This window comes from Novosphingobium resinovorum, from assembly GCF_036352595.1.
Lineage (GTDB): Bacteria > Pseudomonadota > Alphaproteobacteria > Sphingomonadales > Sphingomonadaceae > Novosphingobium > Novosphingobium resinovorum_B.
In genome coordinates this window covers 1-16,248 of record NZ_JAZFAX010000021.1, presented here as the reverse complement: position 1 = coordinate 16,248, position 16,248 = coordinate 1, and the positions used below count along the sequence as shown (strand labels likewise).

At 62.9% G+C, this 16,248-nt stretch carries 13 protein-coding genes; 9 read left to right on the top strand and 4 right to left on the bottom strand.

Translation table 11 applies throughout. From position 1 onward, the window contains the following. Position 1 precedes the first annotated feature (1 nt). Together V2S85_RS18145 and V2S85_RS18140 are read left to right on the top strand one after the other, a co-directional pair. On the top strand, positions 2-1,177 hold the full coding sequence (locus tag V2S85_RS18145) for an acetyl-CoA C-acetyltransferase (protein ID WP_330704247.1): 1,176 nt from the start codon (positions 2-4) through the stop codon (positions 1,175-1,177). 1 nt (position 1,178) lies between these two features. Continuing rightward, complete coding sequence (locus V2S85_RS18140) at positions 1,179-2,186, top strand: acyl-CoA dehydrogenase family protein (RefSeq protein ID WP_330704246.1); 1,008 nt, start codon at positions 1,179-1,181, stop codon at positions 2,184-2,186. Positions 2,187-2,326: 140 nt separating this feature from the next. Here V2S85_RS18140 and V2S85_RS18135 read toward each other — a convergent pair whose 3' ends face one another. The 4 genes from V2S85_RS18135 to V2S85_RS18120 all read right to left on the bottom strand — a co-directional run bounded on the left by V2S85_RS18135 (position 2,327) and on the right by V2S85_RS18120 (position 8,313). Beyond that, positions 2,327-3,589: an MFS transporter gene (locus tag V2S85_RS18135; protein WP_330704245.1), complete on the bottom strand. Its 1,263-nt coding sequence runs from the start codon at positions 3,587-3,589 to the stop codon at positions 2,327-2,329. Between the two features lies 1 nt (position 3,590). Next, a complete protein-coding gene (locus V2S85_RS18130; protein ID WP_330704244.1) occupies positions 3,591-5,909 on the bottom strand; it encodes a TonB-dependent receptor in 2,319 nt (772 codons plus the stop codon). Positions 5,910-5,983: 74 nt separating this feature from the next. After that, positions 5,984-7,066: a phosphotransferase family protein gene (locus tag V2S85_RS18125; RefSeq protein ID WP_330704243.1), complete on the bottom strand. Its 1,083-nt coding sequence runs from the start codon at positions 7,064-7,066 to the stop codon at positions 5,984-5,986. After that, the gene (locus V2S85_RS18120; RefSeq protein ID WP_419198216.1) at positions 7,063-8,313 is read right to left on the bottom strand and encodes an acyl-CoA dehydrogenase family protein; all 1,251 of its coding nucleotides are present in this window, start codon (positions 8,311-8,313) and stop codon (positions 7,063-7,065) included. Before V2S85_RS18120 ends, V2S85_RS18125 begins: the two co-directional genes overlap by 4 nt. Positions 8,314-8,490: 177 nt before the next feature. Between V2S85_RS18120 and V2S85_RS18115 the strand changes: the two genes are divergently transcribed. From V2S85_RS18115 to V2S85_RS18085, 7 genes are read left to right on the top strand one after another with little or no spacing between them, the layout of a single operon-like run. After that, a complete protein-coding gene (locus V2S85_RS18115; RefSeq protein WP_330704242.1) occupies positions 8,491-9,195 on the top strand; it encodes a carboxymuconolactone decarboxylase family protein in 705 nt (234 codons plus the stop codon). Next, on the top strand, positions 9,152-10,042 hold the full coding sequence (locus V2S85_RS18110; RefSeq protein ID WP_330704241.1) for an enoyl-CoA hydratase/isomerase family protein: 891 nt from the start codon (positions 9,152-9,154) through the stop codon (positions 10,040-10,042). Before V2S85_RS18115 ends, V2S85_RS18110 begins: the two co-directional genes overlap by 44 nt. Positions 10,043-10,045: 3 nt before the next feature. Next, on the top strand, positions 10,046-10,384 hold the full coding sequence (locus V2S85_RS18105; protein ID WP_330704240.1) for an EthD family reductase: 339 nt from the start codon (positions 10,046-10,048) through the stop codon (positions 10,382-10,384). Further along, the gene (locus V2S85_RS18100) at positions 10,377-11,183 is read left to right on the top strand and encodes an SDR family NAD(P)-dependent oxidoreductase (protein ID WP_330704239.1); all 807 of its coding nucleotides are present in this window, start codon (positions 10,377-10,379) and stop codon (positions 11,181-11,183) included. The genes V2S85_RS18105 and V2S85_RS18100 overlap by 8 nt, the downstream gene beginning before the upstream one ends. Then, positions 11,176-12,678 carry a fatty acid--CoA ligase family protein gene (locus tag V2S85_RS18095; protein ID WP_330704238.1) on the top strand — a complete coding sequence of 501 codons (1,503 nt, stop codon included), beginning with the start codon at positions 11,176-11,178 and terminating at the stop codon, positions 12,676-12,678. Before V2S85_RS18100 ends, V2S85_RS18095 begins: the two co-directional genes overlap by 8 nt. A gap of 29 nt (positions 12,679-12,707) precedes the next feature. Then, positions 12,708-14,765: a 3-hydroxyacyl-CoA dehydrogenase NAD-binding domain-containing protein gene (locus tag V2S85_RS18090; protein WP_419198215.1), complete on the top strand. Its 2,058-nt coding sequence runs from the start codon at positions 12,708-12,710 to the stop codon at positions 14,763-14,765. Further along, entirely contained in the window at positions 14,711-15,784 is a 1,074-nt protein-coding gene (locus V2S85_RS18085; protein WP_330704314.1) for an NADP-dependent oxidoreductase, read from the top strand. Before V2S85_RS18090 ends, V2S85_RS18085 begins: the two co-directional genes overlap by 55 nt. The last annotated feature ends 464 nt before the right edge of the window (positions 15,785-16,248 follow it).

The following is a 16,248-nucleotide window of genomic DNA, read 5'->3' as shown; positions in this document are numbered from 1 at the left end:
CATGCCTGAAGCCTATATCGTTTCCGCCCGGCGCACCGCCGGTGGTCGCCGCAACGGACGGCTCGCCGGTTGGCATCCCGCCGACCTTGGCGCCGCAGTGCTTGACGCGCTGATTGCGGAAAGCGGGCTGGACCCCGCCGCTGTCGATGATGTCATCATCGGCTGCGTCAGCCAGGTTGGCGAGCAGACATTCGCATTCGGCCGCAACGTCGTTCTCGCATCGAGCTTGCCGGACAGTGTGCCCGGCGTGACCATCGACCGCCAGTGCGGTTCATCACAGCAGGCACTGCACTTCGCGGCGCAGGCGGTGATGTCGGGAATGCAGGACATCGTGATCGCCGGCGGCGTGGAAAGCATGACCCGCGTGCCGATGGGTTCCGCCATCACCCTGGCGCACGCTGGCGGTATCGGTGCCAACCCGTTCCCCGCGTCGATCCAGGATCGTTACGGCGTGAAGACCTTCAACCAGTTCATCGGCGCGCAGATGATCGCCGACAACTACGGCTTCACGCGAGAACAGATGGACCGCTTCGCACTTGAAAGCCACCAGAAGGCGGCGAAGGCCACCAGCGCAGGCGCATTCGCCGCCGAAATCGTGCCGCTTGCTTATACCGATGCCGAGGGCAATCCGGGCGTGCACGACAAAGACGAGGGCATTCGGCCGAATTCCACGATGGAATCGATCAGCTCGGTCAAGCTGCTGGGCGAGAACGGTACGCTCACCGCTGCGTCCGCCAGCCAGATCTGCGATGGCGCCAGTGGGGTGCTGATCGCCTCGGAAGCTGCGGTCAAGGCGCACGGCCTGACGCCGATCGCGCGGGTGGTCAATCTTGCGGTAACCGCCGGCGATCCGGTGATAATGCTGGAGGAGCCTATCCCCGCTACCCGGCGCGTTCTTGCCCGCGCGGGACTCTCGATGGCGGACATCGACCTGTTCGAGGTGAACGAGGCCTTCGCATCGATCCCGATGGCCTGGGCCAAGGCTCTGGATGCCGATCCGACGCGGCTCAACGTCAATGGCGGGGCCATTGCCCTTGGTCATCCGCTTGGGGCGACGGGTACCAAATTGACGGCGACGCTGATCCACGCCCTGAAGGCACGCGGCGCCCGCTATGGCCTGCAGACGATGTGCGAGGGCGGCGGCATCTCGAACGCCTCGATCTTCGAGGTGCTCTGACATGAATCTGGCCCCGAACGAGGAACAGGGGATGATGCGCGAAATGCTGCGCCGCTTCCTGGGCGATCGCTATGATGCGACGACGATGGCGAAGGGACCGATTTCCTCTGCGGACTGGCGTGCATTGGGGGAACTGGGGCTTTTGGCGTTCCTGTTGCCGGAACGGGCAGGCGGAATGGATGCGGGCCCCGAAGACGTCATGCTTGTTGCCGAAGAGATGGGACGCAGTCTCGCCATCACGCCGCTGGCCGAGAGCGTGTTGCTGTGCGCAAGGTTATTGGGCCAATATGGAACACAGGCGCAGATCGATCGATGGGTGGAGCCGGTAATCAACGGGTTGTCCATGCTGGCCTTCGCTTCGGGCGGGTCGACTAACGGCGAGCGGCTCACGGGCGATTGCGGGCTGGTGCGAGAAGGCATGGCAGCGACGGGGTTCGTCGTGGCGACCGAAGGCGGCGGAGCCGTGCTGGTCGCAGCCGATGCCGAGGGCGTCGGCCGTACGCAAGTGAGGCTCGTCGACGGCAGCATTGCGGCCGCGCTTAGTTTCGAGGGCGCACCTTGCGAAGTCGTGGAGATACCGGCAGGGGCTCTGGCGGAAAGCACCGGCTTGGCCGAGTTGGCCGTGGTGGCCGAGACGGTCGGTGCGATGGGCACGCTGTTCGATCTGACGCTCGATTACGTTAAGCAGCGCAAGCAGTTTGGGGCTATCTTGGGCAGCTTCCAGGCGATCCAGCATCGCTGTGCTCGGTTGTACATTCTGGTCGAGCAGGCCCGTTCGATGATGATCAAGGCTTCGCTTGCCGAACCGGCCCAGCGAGCGGACGCGCTACTGGCGGCACGGGCCTACGTTGCCGATGCGGCTTTGCGTCTGGCCGAAGACGCGGTGCAACTGCATGGGGGCATGGGCGTGACGGAGGAACTCGCCGTCGGGCGCGGCCTTCGGCGGGTTCTTCTTCTCACCAGGCTTTTTGGCGGCGCTGCGGACGCACGGGCGAAGTTGGCGGCCTGACCTCCCGCATCGGGGGCCGAGTTCGAGGGCAAGAAAAAGAGCGTGATCCACTTCGGGGATCACGCTCTTTTTGCTTATGGTGCCGTGTTCGAGGCTCGTCCCACGGGTAGGTCTTATCAGGCCTGCGCGGGTGTGCTTGGTCACTTGAGGATGTCCTCGCGGTACCACCTTGACGCCAGGAGGAAGCAGCCTCCCGCAGCAATCCCCAGGAGGGATAACGAGGTCATCGCGTAACGCAGTCCCTGCGCGTCACCACCCAGCATGTCGCTCAGGATGCCGGTCAGCCAGGGGCCAAGTCCCAAGCCCACGATATTGACCGTCAGCAGCAGGATCGAGGAAGTGAAGGCCCGCATCGAGGCGGGGACGAGAGACTGTGTCATTGCGATGATGGGGGAGTAGTAGAAGAACAGCAGCATGACCGCGACGCCGCCGGCAACCAGCGATACCTGTGCTGAATCGGTGAGGAACTGAATCAGTGCGGCCGGTACAACGGCGATCATCGCCCACCCGGTCAGTTGGGGGCGTCGGCGAGCGTCAGTCACGCCGATCCTGTCGGTAAGCCAGCCGCCCAGGAAGATGCCTACGCCGCCGCCTATTCCCGTCATCAGTGCCAATGCAGTTGCCACGTCGCCCAGCGCCATGGCGTGCACACGGGCGTAGAAGGGTGCATTCCAGTTAAGCGCCATGCTGAGGACGAAGTTGTTAAGGGCGCCGCCTGCGAACAGCATCAGGAGGCTCTTCTGCCGCAGCATGACGGCCAGGGCGTCGCGCCATGGCGGAGCCTCTGGGACCGCAGTGGTTTCGAAGCGGCCACGGGGCGGTTCGTGGAGGAAGTAAAGAACGATCGGCACGAGCAGCACCCCGATGCCGCCGATGATCCACAAGGCGGCCCGCCAGTCGATCGCCTGCGCCAGCCAGCCACCCGAAAGGTAGCCGAGCATCACGCCGATCGGCAGCGCCAGCCCCCAGATTCCGATCGCGGTCGCGCGGCGATCGGGGGGATAGCAGTCGGCTATGACCGAGTGGCTCGCCGGGATGCTTCCGGCCTCGCCCAGCGCCACGCCGATGCGAAAGAATACCAGCGTTGCGAATCCCGTGCTGAACCCGCTCAGGGCCGTCATCGCGCTCCACAGAAACAAAGAGGCGGCGATGACGTATTTGCGGCTGAACCGGTCCGCCAGGCGCGCGACCGGCACGCCCAGCGTCGAATAGAACAGTGCGAACGCGAGGCCGGTCATGAGACCGAGTTGTGCATCGCTGAGCAATAGCTCGCGCTTGATCGGAACCTGCAGGATCGAGATGATCGTCCGGTCCAGATAGTTGAAGATGGACACCAGCATCAGCACGAAGAGTGCCAGCGCGCCGCTATGTGTATTCCCGGCCTTGATGGCTGCCTCCTTCATTTTAGCCGCCAAACCTGCCTGTGAAGGTCAGGCCGATCACGCGCGGCGGTGCCACGGTGATACGCTCGACGTCTAGGTTGCCCAGCCCGCCTGCGGCTGCGACTTCAGCGCTGGTGACGTGGTAGAAATTATAGGCCAGGCCGTTGGTCGCGTAATCCTTGTTGAAGAGGTTGCGGCCCCACAGCCGCACGTCCCATGCCCCGTTCGGCGCGGTGTAGGTGATCGATGCGCTCGCGATGTTGTTTCGCTTGGTCAGCGGAACGGCCTTCTGTCCCCCGCCCTGGGGGGTCAGTTGGAAGGCGCTCGCGAACTTCGTGTCGGCATGCAGCGTTAGTCGCCCGCCGTTCGCGAGGTCGACGTCGTAGTCGGCCAGCGCGGTGAAGTCGTGTTTGGGCGTGAACGGCGCCTGGTTGCCAGTGCAGTCCAGTCCGGTGGCCGTGCAGCCGACGAAGCGTTTGTAGTACGCATCGGTATAGGCATAGTTGACACCGAACGAGAGGCCGTTCGCTGGCCGGATCGTGCCCTCGACTTCCACGCCCTTGGCGCGCAGGGCGCCGGCGTTGGAATCCTGGAAGACGCCGTTCACCTGCGAGCGTACCTGCAGATTGCTGGTATCGGCGAGGAAGGCGGCGACGTTGAGGGTGGCCAGCCGGTCGAAGAAGTCGGTCTTGGTGCCGATTTCATAGCTCCAGGTCGTCTGCGCCTTCAACGGGGTCGCGGCTGCTTGCGGCGTACGCACGTTGAAGCTCCACCCACCGCCCTGGAATCCTTTGGATGCCGATGCATAGATCAGGCTGTTCTGAACCGGGCGATACTCAAGGATAAAGCGCGGAGTGAAGGCCTGCCAGGAATCGGTCGCGTCACCATTGGCGGGCAGTTCCTGATAGTAAGGGCCGCCCTGGAACGGGGACGATCCGGTATGCCGCGTGAAGCCGGTCTTGCGCTCGTAGGAATAGCGGATGCCTGCGGTGAACGACAACTTATCGGAGAAGGCATATTTGCCTTCTGCGTAAGGACCGAAGCTGCGGTTTTCTATCTGTCCTTCGAAAACCTGGCCAGGGGTGTAGAGGCCGCCATTGAGGACGGAGAAGTAAAGAGAAGGATCGGTGCCGTTGAAGCCGAAGGCAATCTTGTGGTTGAGATCCTCGTATCCGAAATAGAGGCCAGCCACGAGGCTGAACTTGCCCCCGAATTGCGATGAGAAACGAAATTCCTGGCTTACCTGCCATTCATCGTTGGTGTTGTACGAGGGGGCGTTGACAGGATTCGGTCCGCCATCAGCATCCTCGCCAAGCCGCGCGCGCAGCGAGCGATAACCGGTAATCGAACTGATCGTGCCGACGCCCGTGTCGTAACTGACGTTGAGAACACCAGCCCACATTCGGCGGCGCGTATAGCCGTCGTCGTCGAGCATGACCTTATGCAGGTCACCGCCGGTTTGCTGCGCGACCTCGGCCGCGAGCGCACCGTCGCCGACGATCGTCGGCCCATCGCCGTAGCCGCGGCGATTGAGGAAGGAGCCGCTTAGTACCACGTCCCAGGCATCGCCCGGCTGCCACCGCAGCGATCCGCGTACGGAGGCGACCTTGTTGTCCGCCAAGTCGTTCCCGGTGACGAGGTTGTGCTGGTACCCGTCGACCTCCTTCACGCTGTACGCCAGTCTCCCGGCGAGATTGTCGGCGATCGGTGCGTTGATGAAGCCATCCGTCTCGATGCCGGCGCTACCCCCGTCATAGATCAGGCCGGTCAAGGTCGCGCGCCCTTCGAAGGCCCCGATTTTGGCGGTGTTGTTGGTGATCTGCAGCGCACCGCCCACGGCGTTGCGGCCGAACGTCGTGCCTTGAGGTCCGCGTAGGACAGAAACCTGCGCGACATCGAACATGTTCGCGTCGAACGAGGCGAGCGTCCCGTAGTAGACATCGTCGATATAGACGCCCACCGGATTTTCGAGACCGGGCGAATCGTTGATCGTGCCCTGACCCCGAATCTGCACGGTGATGACCGAGGTGCCCTTGACCGGCACGAAGGTAGGCCCGGGGGCTATCTTGACGATCTCGGCGAAGCTGTCGATCTTACGCTGCTGGATCTGCTGTTCGCCCAGAGCGCTTACGGCTATGGGTACATCCTGCATACGCTCGGCCCTGCGGGTCGCGGTGACGATGATGTCATTCACGTCCGCCCTCACGGGCGGTTCGGCGGATTGCTGCGCGGGCGGCACCTGCTGGGCGGCGTCCTGTGCCTGCGCCGGTGCGCCCCAGACGAGGGCAATCGTACCGGCGAGCAGCGCGGCACGTTTCACTCTAAGAACCTTGTCGGTCATTTTTCTCTCCCAAGTATTCGCGGGGTGCCGTTATTTGATTACCCGCATGACACGTTCTTATGTTCGGTGAGGCTTCACGAGGCGCCTGCCTCCCGTGCGGCGAACCAGGCGGCCTTGGCCAGAGGCTGGATCCGCGTGATGATTTCGCCTGCGTTGGCGGACGTCTGGACGCCGTCGCGCGCCCGGCCAGCGATGCCCTGCAAGATCGCGGCGATGCGAAACAGGTTGAAGGCGCGGTAGAACGGATGGTTGGGATCGCAGTCGATCCCGGTGCGTTCGCAGTAGCGTGCCGAGTATTCGGCGGCGGTGGGGATGCCGAGAGCAGCGAGGTCAGCGCCGTTCAGCGTCCCGCGCACATCCACGCCTTCAGGCCGGAACCATTCCATCATGTGATAGGTCAGATCGCCCAGCGGGTCGCCCAGCGTGGACAGTTCCCAATCGATGACGGCTGAAATCCGCGGCTCGGTAGGATGAACCAGTAGGTTATGGAACGAATAGTCGCCATGGATGATCGTCGTGCGTTCGCCGTTGTCGGGCACTGCATCCGGCAGCCACGCGATCAGCTTGTCCATCTCGGGTATGTCTTGCGTGCGCGAGGCGTCGTACTGGCGCGACCAGCGCGATATCTGGCGTGAAAAATAATTTCCCACGCGCCCGTAATCGCCCAGGCCGATTGCCTCGTAATCGACGAGGTGGAGCCGGGCGAGCGTCTCGTTTGCCGAATCGTAGATCGCGGCGCGCTCCGATGGCGTAAGCCCGGGCATACGCGGATCCCAGAAACTGCGGCCGGGCACGTGGCGCATGACGTAAAACATCGTGCCGATGACCTCGTCGTCCTCACACAGCACCAGCGGTTCGGGGACGGGAAGACCCGATTCGAACAGGGCGCGGGTGATCCGGTATTCGCGGTCTACTGCGTGCGCGGACTTGAGCAGCACGCCTGGCGGTTTGCGGCGCAGGACAAAGCTTGCGTCCGGGGTCGCAAGCAGGAAAGTCGGGTTCGACTGACCGCCCTCGAACTGCTGGACCTTCATCGGGCCACGAAACCCGGAAACGCGGGCTTCCAGATACTTCGACAGTACGGTCTCATCGAAGGCACCGTTCCGGGCGACATCGACGGTGCCGCCGATCATTGCGGCTGGCTGGGAACCGCTCATGAGCTCGCTCCACGAGCGGGCGTTTCGCGGTATTTGCCCAGTTCCATCCGCGCAAGCTGGCGTTCGTGCACTTCGTCCGGACCATCGGTCAATCGCACGATGCGGGTATTGGCCCAAAGTTCGGCCAGGCCGAAGTCATCGCTGACACCGCCGCCGCCGTGAGCCTGGATGGCTTCGTCGACGATCCGCTGCGCCATTCGCGGCGCCGCGATCTTGATCATGGCGATTTCCGCGCGTGCTTCCTTGTTGCCGACGGTGTCCATCATGTGCGCCGCCTTCAGGCACAGCAGGCGGGACATTTCGATCTCGCAGCGCGCACGGGCGATCCGCTCTTCCCAGACCGAGTGTTCGGCGATGGTCTTGCCAAAGGTGCTTCTCGACACGAGGCGCCGGCACATCTTTTCGAGCGCCACTTCCATCGTTGCGATATTGCGCATCGTATGGTGGATGCGGCCCGGCCCCAGGCGGCCCTGGGCGATCTCGAACCCGCAGCCTTCGCCCATGAGCATGTATTCGGCGGGGACGCGCACGTTCTCCAGCAGGACCTCGAAGTGTCCATGAGGCGCATGGTCGTATCCGAACACCGGCAAATGACGCACCAGGGTGACGCCGGGGGTATCGCGAGGGATCAGTATCATCGACTGCTGGCGATAGGGCGCGGCGTCGGGATCGGTCTTTCCCATGAGGATGAAGAAGGCGCAGCACGGATGCCCGGCGCCCGAAGACCACCATTTGCGTCCGTTGATGACATAGTCGCCGCCATCGCGCCGGATTTCCGTGCGGATGTTGCGGGCATCGGAAGACGCAACCTCGGGTTCGGTCATCAGGAACGCGGACCGCGTCTCGCCATCACGCAGCGGGACCATGAATTCCTGCTTCTGTTCGGGAGTCCCGTATCGATGCAGGACTTCGAAGTTTCCGGTGTCGGGCGCCATGCAATTGAAGATCTCGCTGGCGAAAGAAATCCGACCCATCAGTTCGGCGATCGGGGCGTATTCGACGTTCGTCAGGCCGACACTGGTGAAGAATTCGTCGTCGTGATCGGACGGAGGCATGAAGATGTTCCACAGTCCTTCCGTTTTGGCCTTGGCCTTGAGCTCGTCGAAGATGGGCGGGATTTCGGCCCAGCGGTCGATCTGTGCTGCCTGCTCGTGATAGACCGGCACTGCGGGAACCACGTGCTCTTCGATGAAGGCCCGGACCCGCTCCATCCACGCGACGGATTTGGCAGACTGCGCAAAGTTCAAGCTATCCCTCCTAGATTGCCGGATAAATCAGCCCCTGCTCGGTCGGCGGGACTCGATCGTCCGATCGGTCGGGAATTCGTTACTCGACCGACCGGTCGGCTGTCAAACTGGATAGGATAAAATTTTTTAGTTGACGCCCGACCAGTCGGTCGAGCATCTAAACGACAGGAGAGAGATATGACGAAGAGCCCGCTGATGGCCAACGCACTGCTCAATGGTCACGCGCCCTACACCCTAGCCGGCTATGCCGCCTTCCGTTCGGTCATAGACGCCGATGGGGCCGTGCCGGCGCACATGAAGGCGTTGTTTGCCAGCGTCGCGGCGATCGACCGTCGACATCTTGTGCTGGCCCGCCGGGAACTTGCACGCGGAGTGGGTCTTGGCCTGACGCCTACCGAAGCGACAGCTGGCCTCATCGTCCTCACCAGCCTTCGCGGCGAAGCTGCGGCAGCGGATTTCGCCTCGATCGTGGAGGAATGTTTCGACGATCTCGCAGTTCCCGAAGCGCAGGCCCTGCCGGTCGCGGGGGAGGGCGAAGCGAAGGCCAATTTCACTGCCTATTTCGGGACGATCCCGTCTCCGTTGGCCCAGCTTCTGCGCCTGAGCCCCAAGGCCGCGGACGCCTACTATCTGATGCGGCGCGGCAGTATCGATGCCAATCCGCTGTCGCCCAAGTACGGCGAGCTGCTGCTTCTGACCATTCTCGCCGCCAGCTACAGCCCGATGGCGGCAACCCATGTCCGAGGTGCCCGAAATGCGGGCGCAACCGACGAAGAAATCGCCGAGGCCGTGCTGTGCGCCGTCCCGGCGGCAGGGGTGGCGGCCTGGATGGCCGTCGGTGCGATGCTGGCGCCCCCTGAAGAAGGCGGCATCGCCCGCTGACTCGACCCGACCACACTCACAACGCTTTTTACCAAGGAGATTACCGGTGGAACTCGAAAAAGACGTCATTCAGTACGAAGTCGCCGAAAACGGCATCTGCACGATCTGGCTGAATCGCCCGCGCGTGAAGAACTGCGTGAGCCCTCAGCTTCTGCGCGACCTCGAAGTGGCCGTGGATCGCGCGGCTGAAGACAAGTCGGTTCTGGCCGTCGTGTTCCGCGGTCGTGGCAATACGTTCTGCGCAGGCGCGGACCTTGGCCAGCTGGTCGGGCCGGTACTTCATGAAACCAGCACCTCGCTGCAGCTCGCTATCGATTCGGCGCGCACATACGACAAGATCTACAACATGAAGAAGCCGACGATCGCCTGCGTCGAAGGGTATGCCGTCGCCGGTGGTTTCGAACTCTTCATCTCGTGCGATTTCGGTATTGCCGCCGACGACGCAAAGATCGGCGACTTCCACATCCGCCGTGCACTCTTCGGCGGTGCCGGCCCAATCTATCGCCTGCCGCGCTACATCGGCATGCGCAAGTCCAAGGAGCTGATGCTGACCGGCAAGCTGCTCTCCGGGACCGAGTGCGTCGAATGGGGCCTGTGCAATGCTTCCGCACCCAGCGGCGAGGCGCTTGAGCAGCTGATCCAGGATTTCTGTGCGCCGCTGATCGACAAGAGCCCCTTCTGCATGTGGATGACCAAGATGGCCGTCAACCGCGGCATGGATGCCGATACCAACTCGCTCATCACGCTGGAAACGATGACCTGCAACGTCGTTCATCACTCGGCGGATGCGAAGGAAGGCGTTGCGGCGTTCCTCGAAAAGCGCCAGCCGGTCTGGACGGGGAACTAAGCCATGGCGGTCAGCATGGTCGTGCTGGCCAGTCGGCCGGCGGATTGGACCCAGGAACAGTTCACCACCTGGTGGCGCGGGCCTCATGCCGCCGCCGCCAGGGTATTGCCGGGCCTTGCCGCCTATCGGCATGGTGTGGTGACGAAGGACTACGACAATCCTGCCGAGCCCGGCTGGGACGGCCACGCCGTGCTGACCTTCGCCGACCAGGCAGGCTTGGATGCCGCGTTCGCCTCGCCCGAATGGGCGGCGGCGACGCGGCAGACCAAAGGAATGGGTGGCCGGCGCATCATCCTTATAACCGAGGAAGTCGATCTCCTGATGGAAGGTGCCGATGTCTGAACCCGTACTTGAATTCGTGCCGGGCTTTACGGCCCACCGGTTCCGTCTCGACGGCAAGCGGGCGCTGATAACGGGCGGGCGTGGTGCGCTGGCCGAGGCGATGGCGGCGACGCTGGCGGACCTCGGCTGCGCCGTCGCGCTCGCCTCGCGCCACGAGGACGAGTGTATTGCAGCCGCCGCCGTTCTTGCCGGAAGCTTTGGCGTTCCGGCCATCGGTTTGAGTTGCGACATCTCCGACGAAGCGTCGGTGGAAGCCACGATCGCCGCCACGGTCGAGCGGTTGGGTGGGCTGGACATCCTCATCAACAATGCGGGCGCTTCGTGGTGGGGGCTCCCGCAGGAGATCCCGCTCAAGGGATGGCAGAAGGTGATGGACGTCAACGTCACCGGCACGTTCCTGGCCTGTCGCCATGCCGCTCGCCATATGATTGCCGCTGGGGGAGGTGCGATCGTCAACATCGCCTCGGTCGGAGCGTTCCTCTCCTATCGACCCGATGCCGGGCAGGTCGTACCCTATACCACGAGCAAAGCGGCGATCGTCCACTTGACTTCCGACCTCGCCGCGCAGTGGGCGGAACACGGTATTCGCGTCAACGCGATAGCGCCCGGCTCGATCGAGACCGGCATGACGCAGACGCTGGACGCTGCCACGCAGGAGCGCACCCGTGCGTCCATCCTGCTCGGTCGTTTCGGCAGACCGGATGAGGTCGCAGGCACTCTGGCGCTGCTGGCCTCGGAAGCGGGCAGCTTCATCACCGGACAGACTTTTCTGGTCGACGGAGGACAGTCGCTTGCCTGACGCCCTCGAACATCCGCCCTTTACATGGGACGAGCAACGCCTTTGGCCGCAGTTCGACGCCCTCGCCGCCGAAGATCCCGAGGCGCTCGCCCTGGTCGATTGCCAGGACCGCTTGTGGAGCCGGGGAGAACTGCGTGCAATGGCGCTCGATGCGGCAGAGCGGCTTCGCGGCGCGGGCATGATCCGTGGGCACCGGATTTTGGTGCCGGCCTACAAGACCCCCTGGACGATTGCAGTGGCGCTGGCGGTCTCGGCGATGGAAGGTGTGTTCTGTCCTTACTCCCCGAAGCTGGGCGTTGCCGACCTGGAGGTGCTCGAAACCCACCTCGGGCATTTCGCCCGCATCGGCGGCACCGATGTCGGCGAGGTCGTCGTACATATCGCCAGCGATGCGCATTCGCAGGATCAGCGCAACGGCGCAGCGGCGCTGATTGGATTCACTTCGGGCTCGACCGGCGTTCCCAAGGGGGTGATGCACGGCGCGCGGGCGCTCAATTACGCCACCCGCGCCTGCGCTGCGATTGCCGGCCTGCAGTCTGGCGACGCGGTCCTGGGCATAGTCCCCCTCGACAGCGCGCCAGGCTTCACGTTCACCGCGCACTTCGCGCTTTCCCTGGGCCATCCGCTGGTGTTCGTGGACCCGTGGGTGCCGGCCGAGGCACTGCGCCGGGCGGAACTGTACGGATGTGGCTGGGCGATCGCTGTGCCCACGCACCTTTTCACCATGGTCGAGGCGGCACGTCAGGGCGAGTGGAGCGGTACTCTGCCTCTGCGCGCCATGGCGGTCGGGGGCAGCGCGATGACATCGGAGCTCATTGCGGACGCTCAATCGCTGCTTGGCCTGAAGGCGCTTCGCATGTTCGGGATGTCCGAATGCATGGGGCATGCCTCGACGCGGCCCGACCATTCGCTCGAGCGTCGGCAGATGTTTGACGGTCTCCCTTTCACGGGCACGCAGGAGGAGGCTTTCGACGCCGATCTCGTGCCGTTGCCGCGCGGAGAGCGCGGACAGGCGGGCGTCAAGGGACCATCGCTGTTTCTCGGTTATGCCGAGGGACTTGGCGCCGGACAGGAACGCATGACGCCGGACGGATATTATCTAACCGGTGACGAGATCATTCGCGACGATGAGGGCTTTATTCGCGTCGTCGGACGGATCAAGGACCAGATCATCCGCGGTGGATTCAATATCGACCCGGCAGAAGTCGAAAGTGCCCTGCTGCGGCATCCACGCATCGCGGAAGTCGCCGTCGTGGCGATCCCCCACCGCAAACTTGGTGAGCAAGCCTGCGCGGTGTGCCGCCTGCGGCCGGGTGAAGGAGATGTCGATCTTGCCGCCCTGCTGGATCACATGGCCTCCGAGGGGGTGTCGCGGAAGAAGTGGCCGGAACACATGCTAGTAGTGGAGGCGATGGAAACCACCGCCACCGGCAAGCTCGACAAGAAAGCCATGGCCGCAAAGGCCATCGCCGAAGTCTGCGCGCGCGTCGCCTGACGGATCGGCACACAATCATGGAGAAGGTCTTGGACCATCTAACTACCACCCTGGTGCAAGGCGGGGTGGCCGTCATTACCTTGGACAACCCTCCGGTCAATGCCTTGTCGGCGCCGCTGCGGCGGAATCTGCTGGCAGCGCTGGAAGGCGGCATGGCCGATGAGACGGTTCAGGCAGTCGTGCTGATCTGCGCTGGTCGTACCTTCATTGCCGGGGCCGACATCACCGAGTTCGGCAAACCACCGCAAAGTCCGGGCTTCGCGGAAGTTTTCGATGCCATCGAAAACGCAGCGAAACCGGTTGTCGCCGCCATCCACGGGCAGGCGCTGGGAGGCGGTTTCGAACTGGCCCTCGTGTGCCATTATCGGATTGCGGCCCAGACAGCGCGTGTGGGCCTGCCCGAGGTCCACCTCGGCATCCTGCCCGGCGCCGGCGGAACGCAGCGTCTGCCGCGCGTAACGGGCGCCGAGGCTGCGATGGATATTATCGCGTCGGGCCGCTTGATCGGTTCGGCGGAAGCGCAGGCGCTGGGACTTGTGGATCAGGTGGTGCCGGATGCGGAACTGCTGGACCGGGCACTTTCGTTTGCACGGCAGGTGGTCGCCGATGGTGCACAGCGCCCGCGCATCCGCGATCGCGAAGACAGGATTGCGGAAGCTCGCGCAAAGGAAGGTCTGTTTGCGGCGTTTCGGCAGACGAACGCCCGGCGCTTCCACGGATTCAAAGCGCCCGATGCAATCGTGGAAGCGGTCGAAGCAGCGGTGACACTACCTTTCGAGGAAGGGCTGGCGCGCGAACAGGCGCTGTTCGAACATCTCGTCGCAACGACCGAGTCCGCAGCCCAGCGCCATGCCTTTTTCGCGGAACGCGGAACCGCGCAGGTTCCCGACATCCCTCGCGATACAGGGACGATCGACGTCGCATCGGTAGGTATCGTCGGGGCAGGGACGATGGGCGGCGGCATAGCCATGAACTTCCTCTCTGCGGGAATTCCCGTGACGCTCGTGGAAATGAAGCAGGAAGCACTCGACCGGGGCGTGGCCGCGATCCGTCGCAATTACAAGGCAAGCGTCCGAAAGGGGCGGATGACTGCCGAGCAGGTGGAAGACCACATGGCGCTGCTGTCGCCGTCGCTGGATTACGAGTCGCTTCGCGGCGCCGACCTCGTCATCGAGGCGGTGTTCGAGAGCATGGCTGTGAAGAAGGACGTCTTCGCCCGCCTCGACGGGGCAACGAAGCCCGAGGCCATTTTGGCGTCGAACACCTCGTTTCTCGATCTCGATGAAATCGCGCAGGCCACAACTCGCCCGGAACGCGTCATCGGGCTGCACTTCTTTTCGCCCGCGAACGTGATGCGCCTCCTGGAAGTGGTGCGAGGCGAAGCGACATCCAAGCCGTTGGTCGCTACTGCGATGAAGCTGGCGAAAAGGATCGGCAAGGTGCCCGTGCTCAGCCGCGTATGCCCCGGCTTCATCGCCAACCGGCTCCTCGCGCCGCGCGGAGAACAGGCGGAACTGCTTGCGCTTGAGGGAACGCCGATAGCGGACATCGACAAGGTGCTGCGCGACTACGGCTTTGCAATGGGTCATTTCCAGATGATGGATCTGGTCGGCCTGGACGTCATTGGCCGCGATGCTGCGGAACGCACGGTAATGGGCGACCTCGTTGCCATGGGGCGGCTCGGACAGAAGCAGAATGGCGGGTACTACGACTACGACGAGCAGCGCAAGCCTCGCATGTCCCAGGTCGCGACTGACGTTGTTGTCAATGTCGCTTCGGCGAAGGGCATTGTGCAAAGCCCGACCACGGATCCGGACACCCTGCTCGAAGCCCTGCTATTCCCGGTCGTCAATGAAGGTGCCAAAATTCTGGAAGAGCAGGTCGCTCTCCGCGCCGCCGACATCGATATCGCAGCCATCCTCGGTTACAACTGGCCGGTATACACCGGCGGACCGATGTTTTGGGCCAATACAATCGGGCTCGACAGGGTCGTTGCCGGTCTGGAGCGGTTGGAAAGCCTTCACGGCGCGGCATTTCGACCGTCCCGCCTGTTGCTCCGGCTAGCAGCGGAGAGCAGCACATTCTGATTTCCAGCCCAAACCGCGCATGGGTTCTTGGACGCCGTCCGCAGCAGCAAGTCGCGGTTGAGGATTTCGCCTATCGCGCCGACATCGGTTTACCCGGCGCGCTTGCGCATAACGAAGTGTTCGTCCGTAACCGCATATTCTCGTGCGCGCCGACTATCCGCAACTGGCTCAACCCTCCGGGGCAAAGCTATCGAGGCTCGATCGACATCGGCGAACCGATCCGGGGGCTCGTGGGGGCGGAGGTTATCGAATCTCGCCACCCGGCATACGCAGCCGGCGATCTGGTCACCGCGATCGCGCCGTGGCAGGATTTTGCCGTGCTCGCCCCCGACCGCGCGGCCGTGCCGGTGACGCGCATGGAGCCGGGTATCGGACTTATTGATGCCATGAGCCTGTTTTCCTCGAACAGCCTGACGGCCTATGCCGGCCTCGTGAAGGTGGGGCAGGCCAAGGCTGGCGATACCGTTCTTGTTTCCGGCGCTGCGGGATCGGTCGGCGCGATGGCTTGCCAGATCGCCCGCAATCTCGATTGCCGGGTCATCGGCATTGCGGGCGGATCTGAAAAGTGCGGATGGCTGCAAGAAACATGCGGCATCGAAGCGGTCGATTACAAATCCGGCGATCTTGCCGGGCAGATCGCCGAACTATGCCCCGGCGGCGTGGATCTGTTTTTCGATAATGTCGGAGGAGCAGTACTTGATGCTGCCGTCGATGCCATGGCACCATTCGGGCGGATCGTAGTTTCCGGACAAATTTCGGCTTACGACGGGGGTGAATTCGCTCGAGGCCCGGATATGATGAAAATCGTATATGGTCGGCTGAAGATCCAGGGATTCCTCGTCGGAGATCATGCCTCGGACTACCCCACAATATGGCAGGCTTTACGAAAGTGGTCCGATGCCGGGCGTTTGATCGCAAGAGTCGACCGGCGAGAAGGATTTTCGCGATTGCCGTCTGCCTTCGTTGATCTATTCTGCGGTGGTAATCAGGGCACGTTATTAGTGGAAAACGCCAATTAAATTTCGATATTTGAGGAGCAACATTTCGAATTGGCGCTCAGGCAGTTTGTCAATATTCATGTGTTAATCGCACAAATCTCCGTGTCAGCGTTTGCTGCCCCATGAAGGTTGTCGATCTTCGAAGACCTTCGTGGTTCAATACTCTACGACTATCCTGCGTCACCTGCATTGCAAGTTTAAAACAACGCGTCTGGCACAATAGTAAATTTAATCCTTGTAGCGCAGACTAAGCACGGCTTATACCCGAGTATCGCGATGGCGTAAAAGCATCAGGACGTACCTCACATCCATTTCGCAAAGAATAGCGAGGGTGCTCTTCTATCCACCCAGCCGGAAAGGTAATTGCTCACGGGGTCAGCAATTGGGCTCTGATCAGGCGACCACGAACCTGCCGTCGACGAGTTCGCGGATAGCTACGAGGGCCGATTTGCCGCTGAGACGGGCGGTTCCGGTGACGGAGCGAT

Coding starts and splice junctions, on each gene's coding strand:
- V2S85_RS18145 (WP_330704247.1), top strand. CDS start 2: ATGCCTGAAGCCTATATCGTTTCCGCCCGGCGCACCGCCGGTGGTCGC.
- V2S85_RS18140 (WP_330704246.1), top strand. CDS start 1,179: ATGAATCTGGCCCCGAACGAGGAACAGGGGATGATGCGCGAAATGCTG.
- V2S85_RS18135 (WP_330704245.1), bottom strand. CDS start 3,589: ATGAAGGAGGCAGCCATCAAGGCCGGGAATACACATAGCGGCGCGCTG.
- V2S85_RS18130 (WP_330704244.1), bottom strand. CDS start 5,909: ATGACCGACAAGGTTCTTAGAGTGAAACGTGCCGCGCTGCTCGCCGGT.
- V2S85_RS18125 (WP_330704243.1), bottom strand. CDS start 7,066: ATGAGCGGTTCCCAGCCAGCCGCAATGATCGGCGGCACCGTCGATGTC.
- V2S85_RS18115 (WP_330704242.1), top strand. CDS start 8,491: ATGACGAAGAGCCCGCTGATGGCCAACGCACTGCTCAATGGTCACGCG.
- V2S85_RS18105 (WP_330704240.1), top strand. CDS start 10,046: ATGGCGGTCAGCATGGTCGTGCTGGCCAGTCGGCCGGCGGATTGGACC.
- V2S85_RS18100 (WP_330704239.1), top strand. CDS start 10,377: ATGTCTGAACCCGTACTTGAATTCGTGCCGGGCTTTACGGCCCACCGG.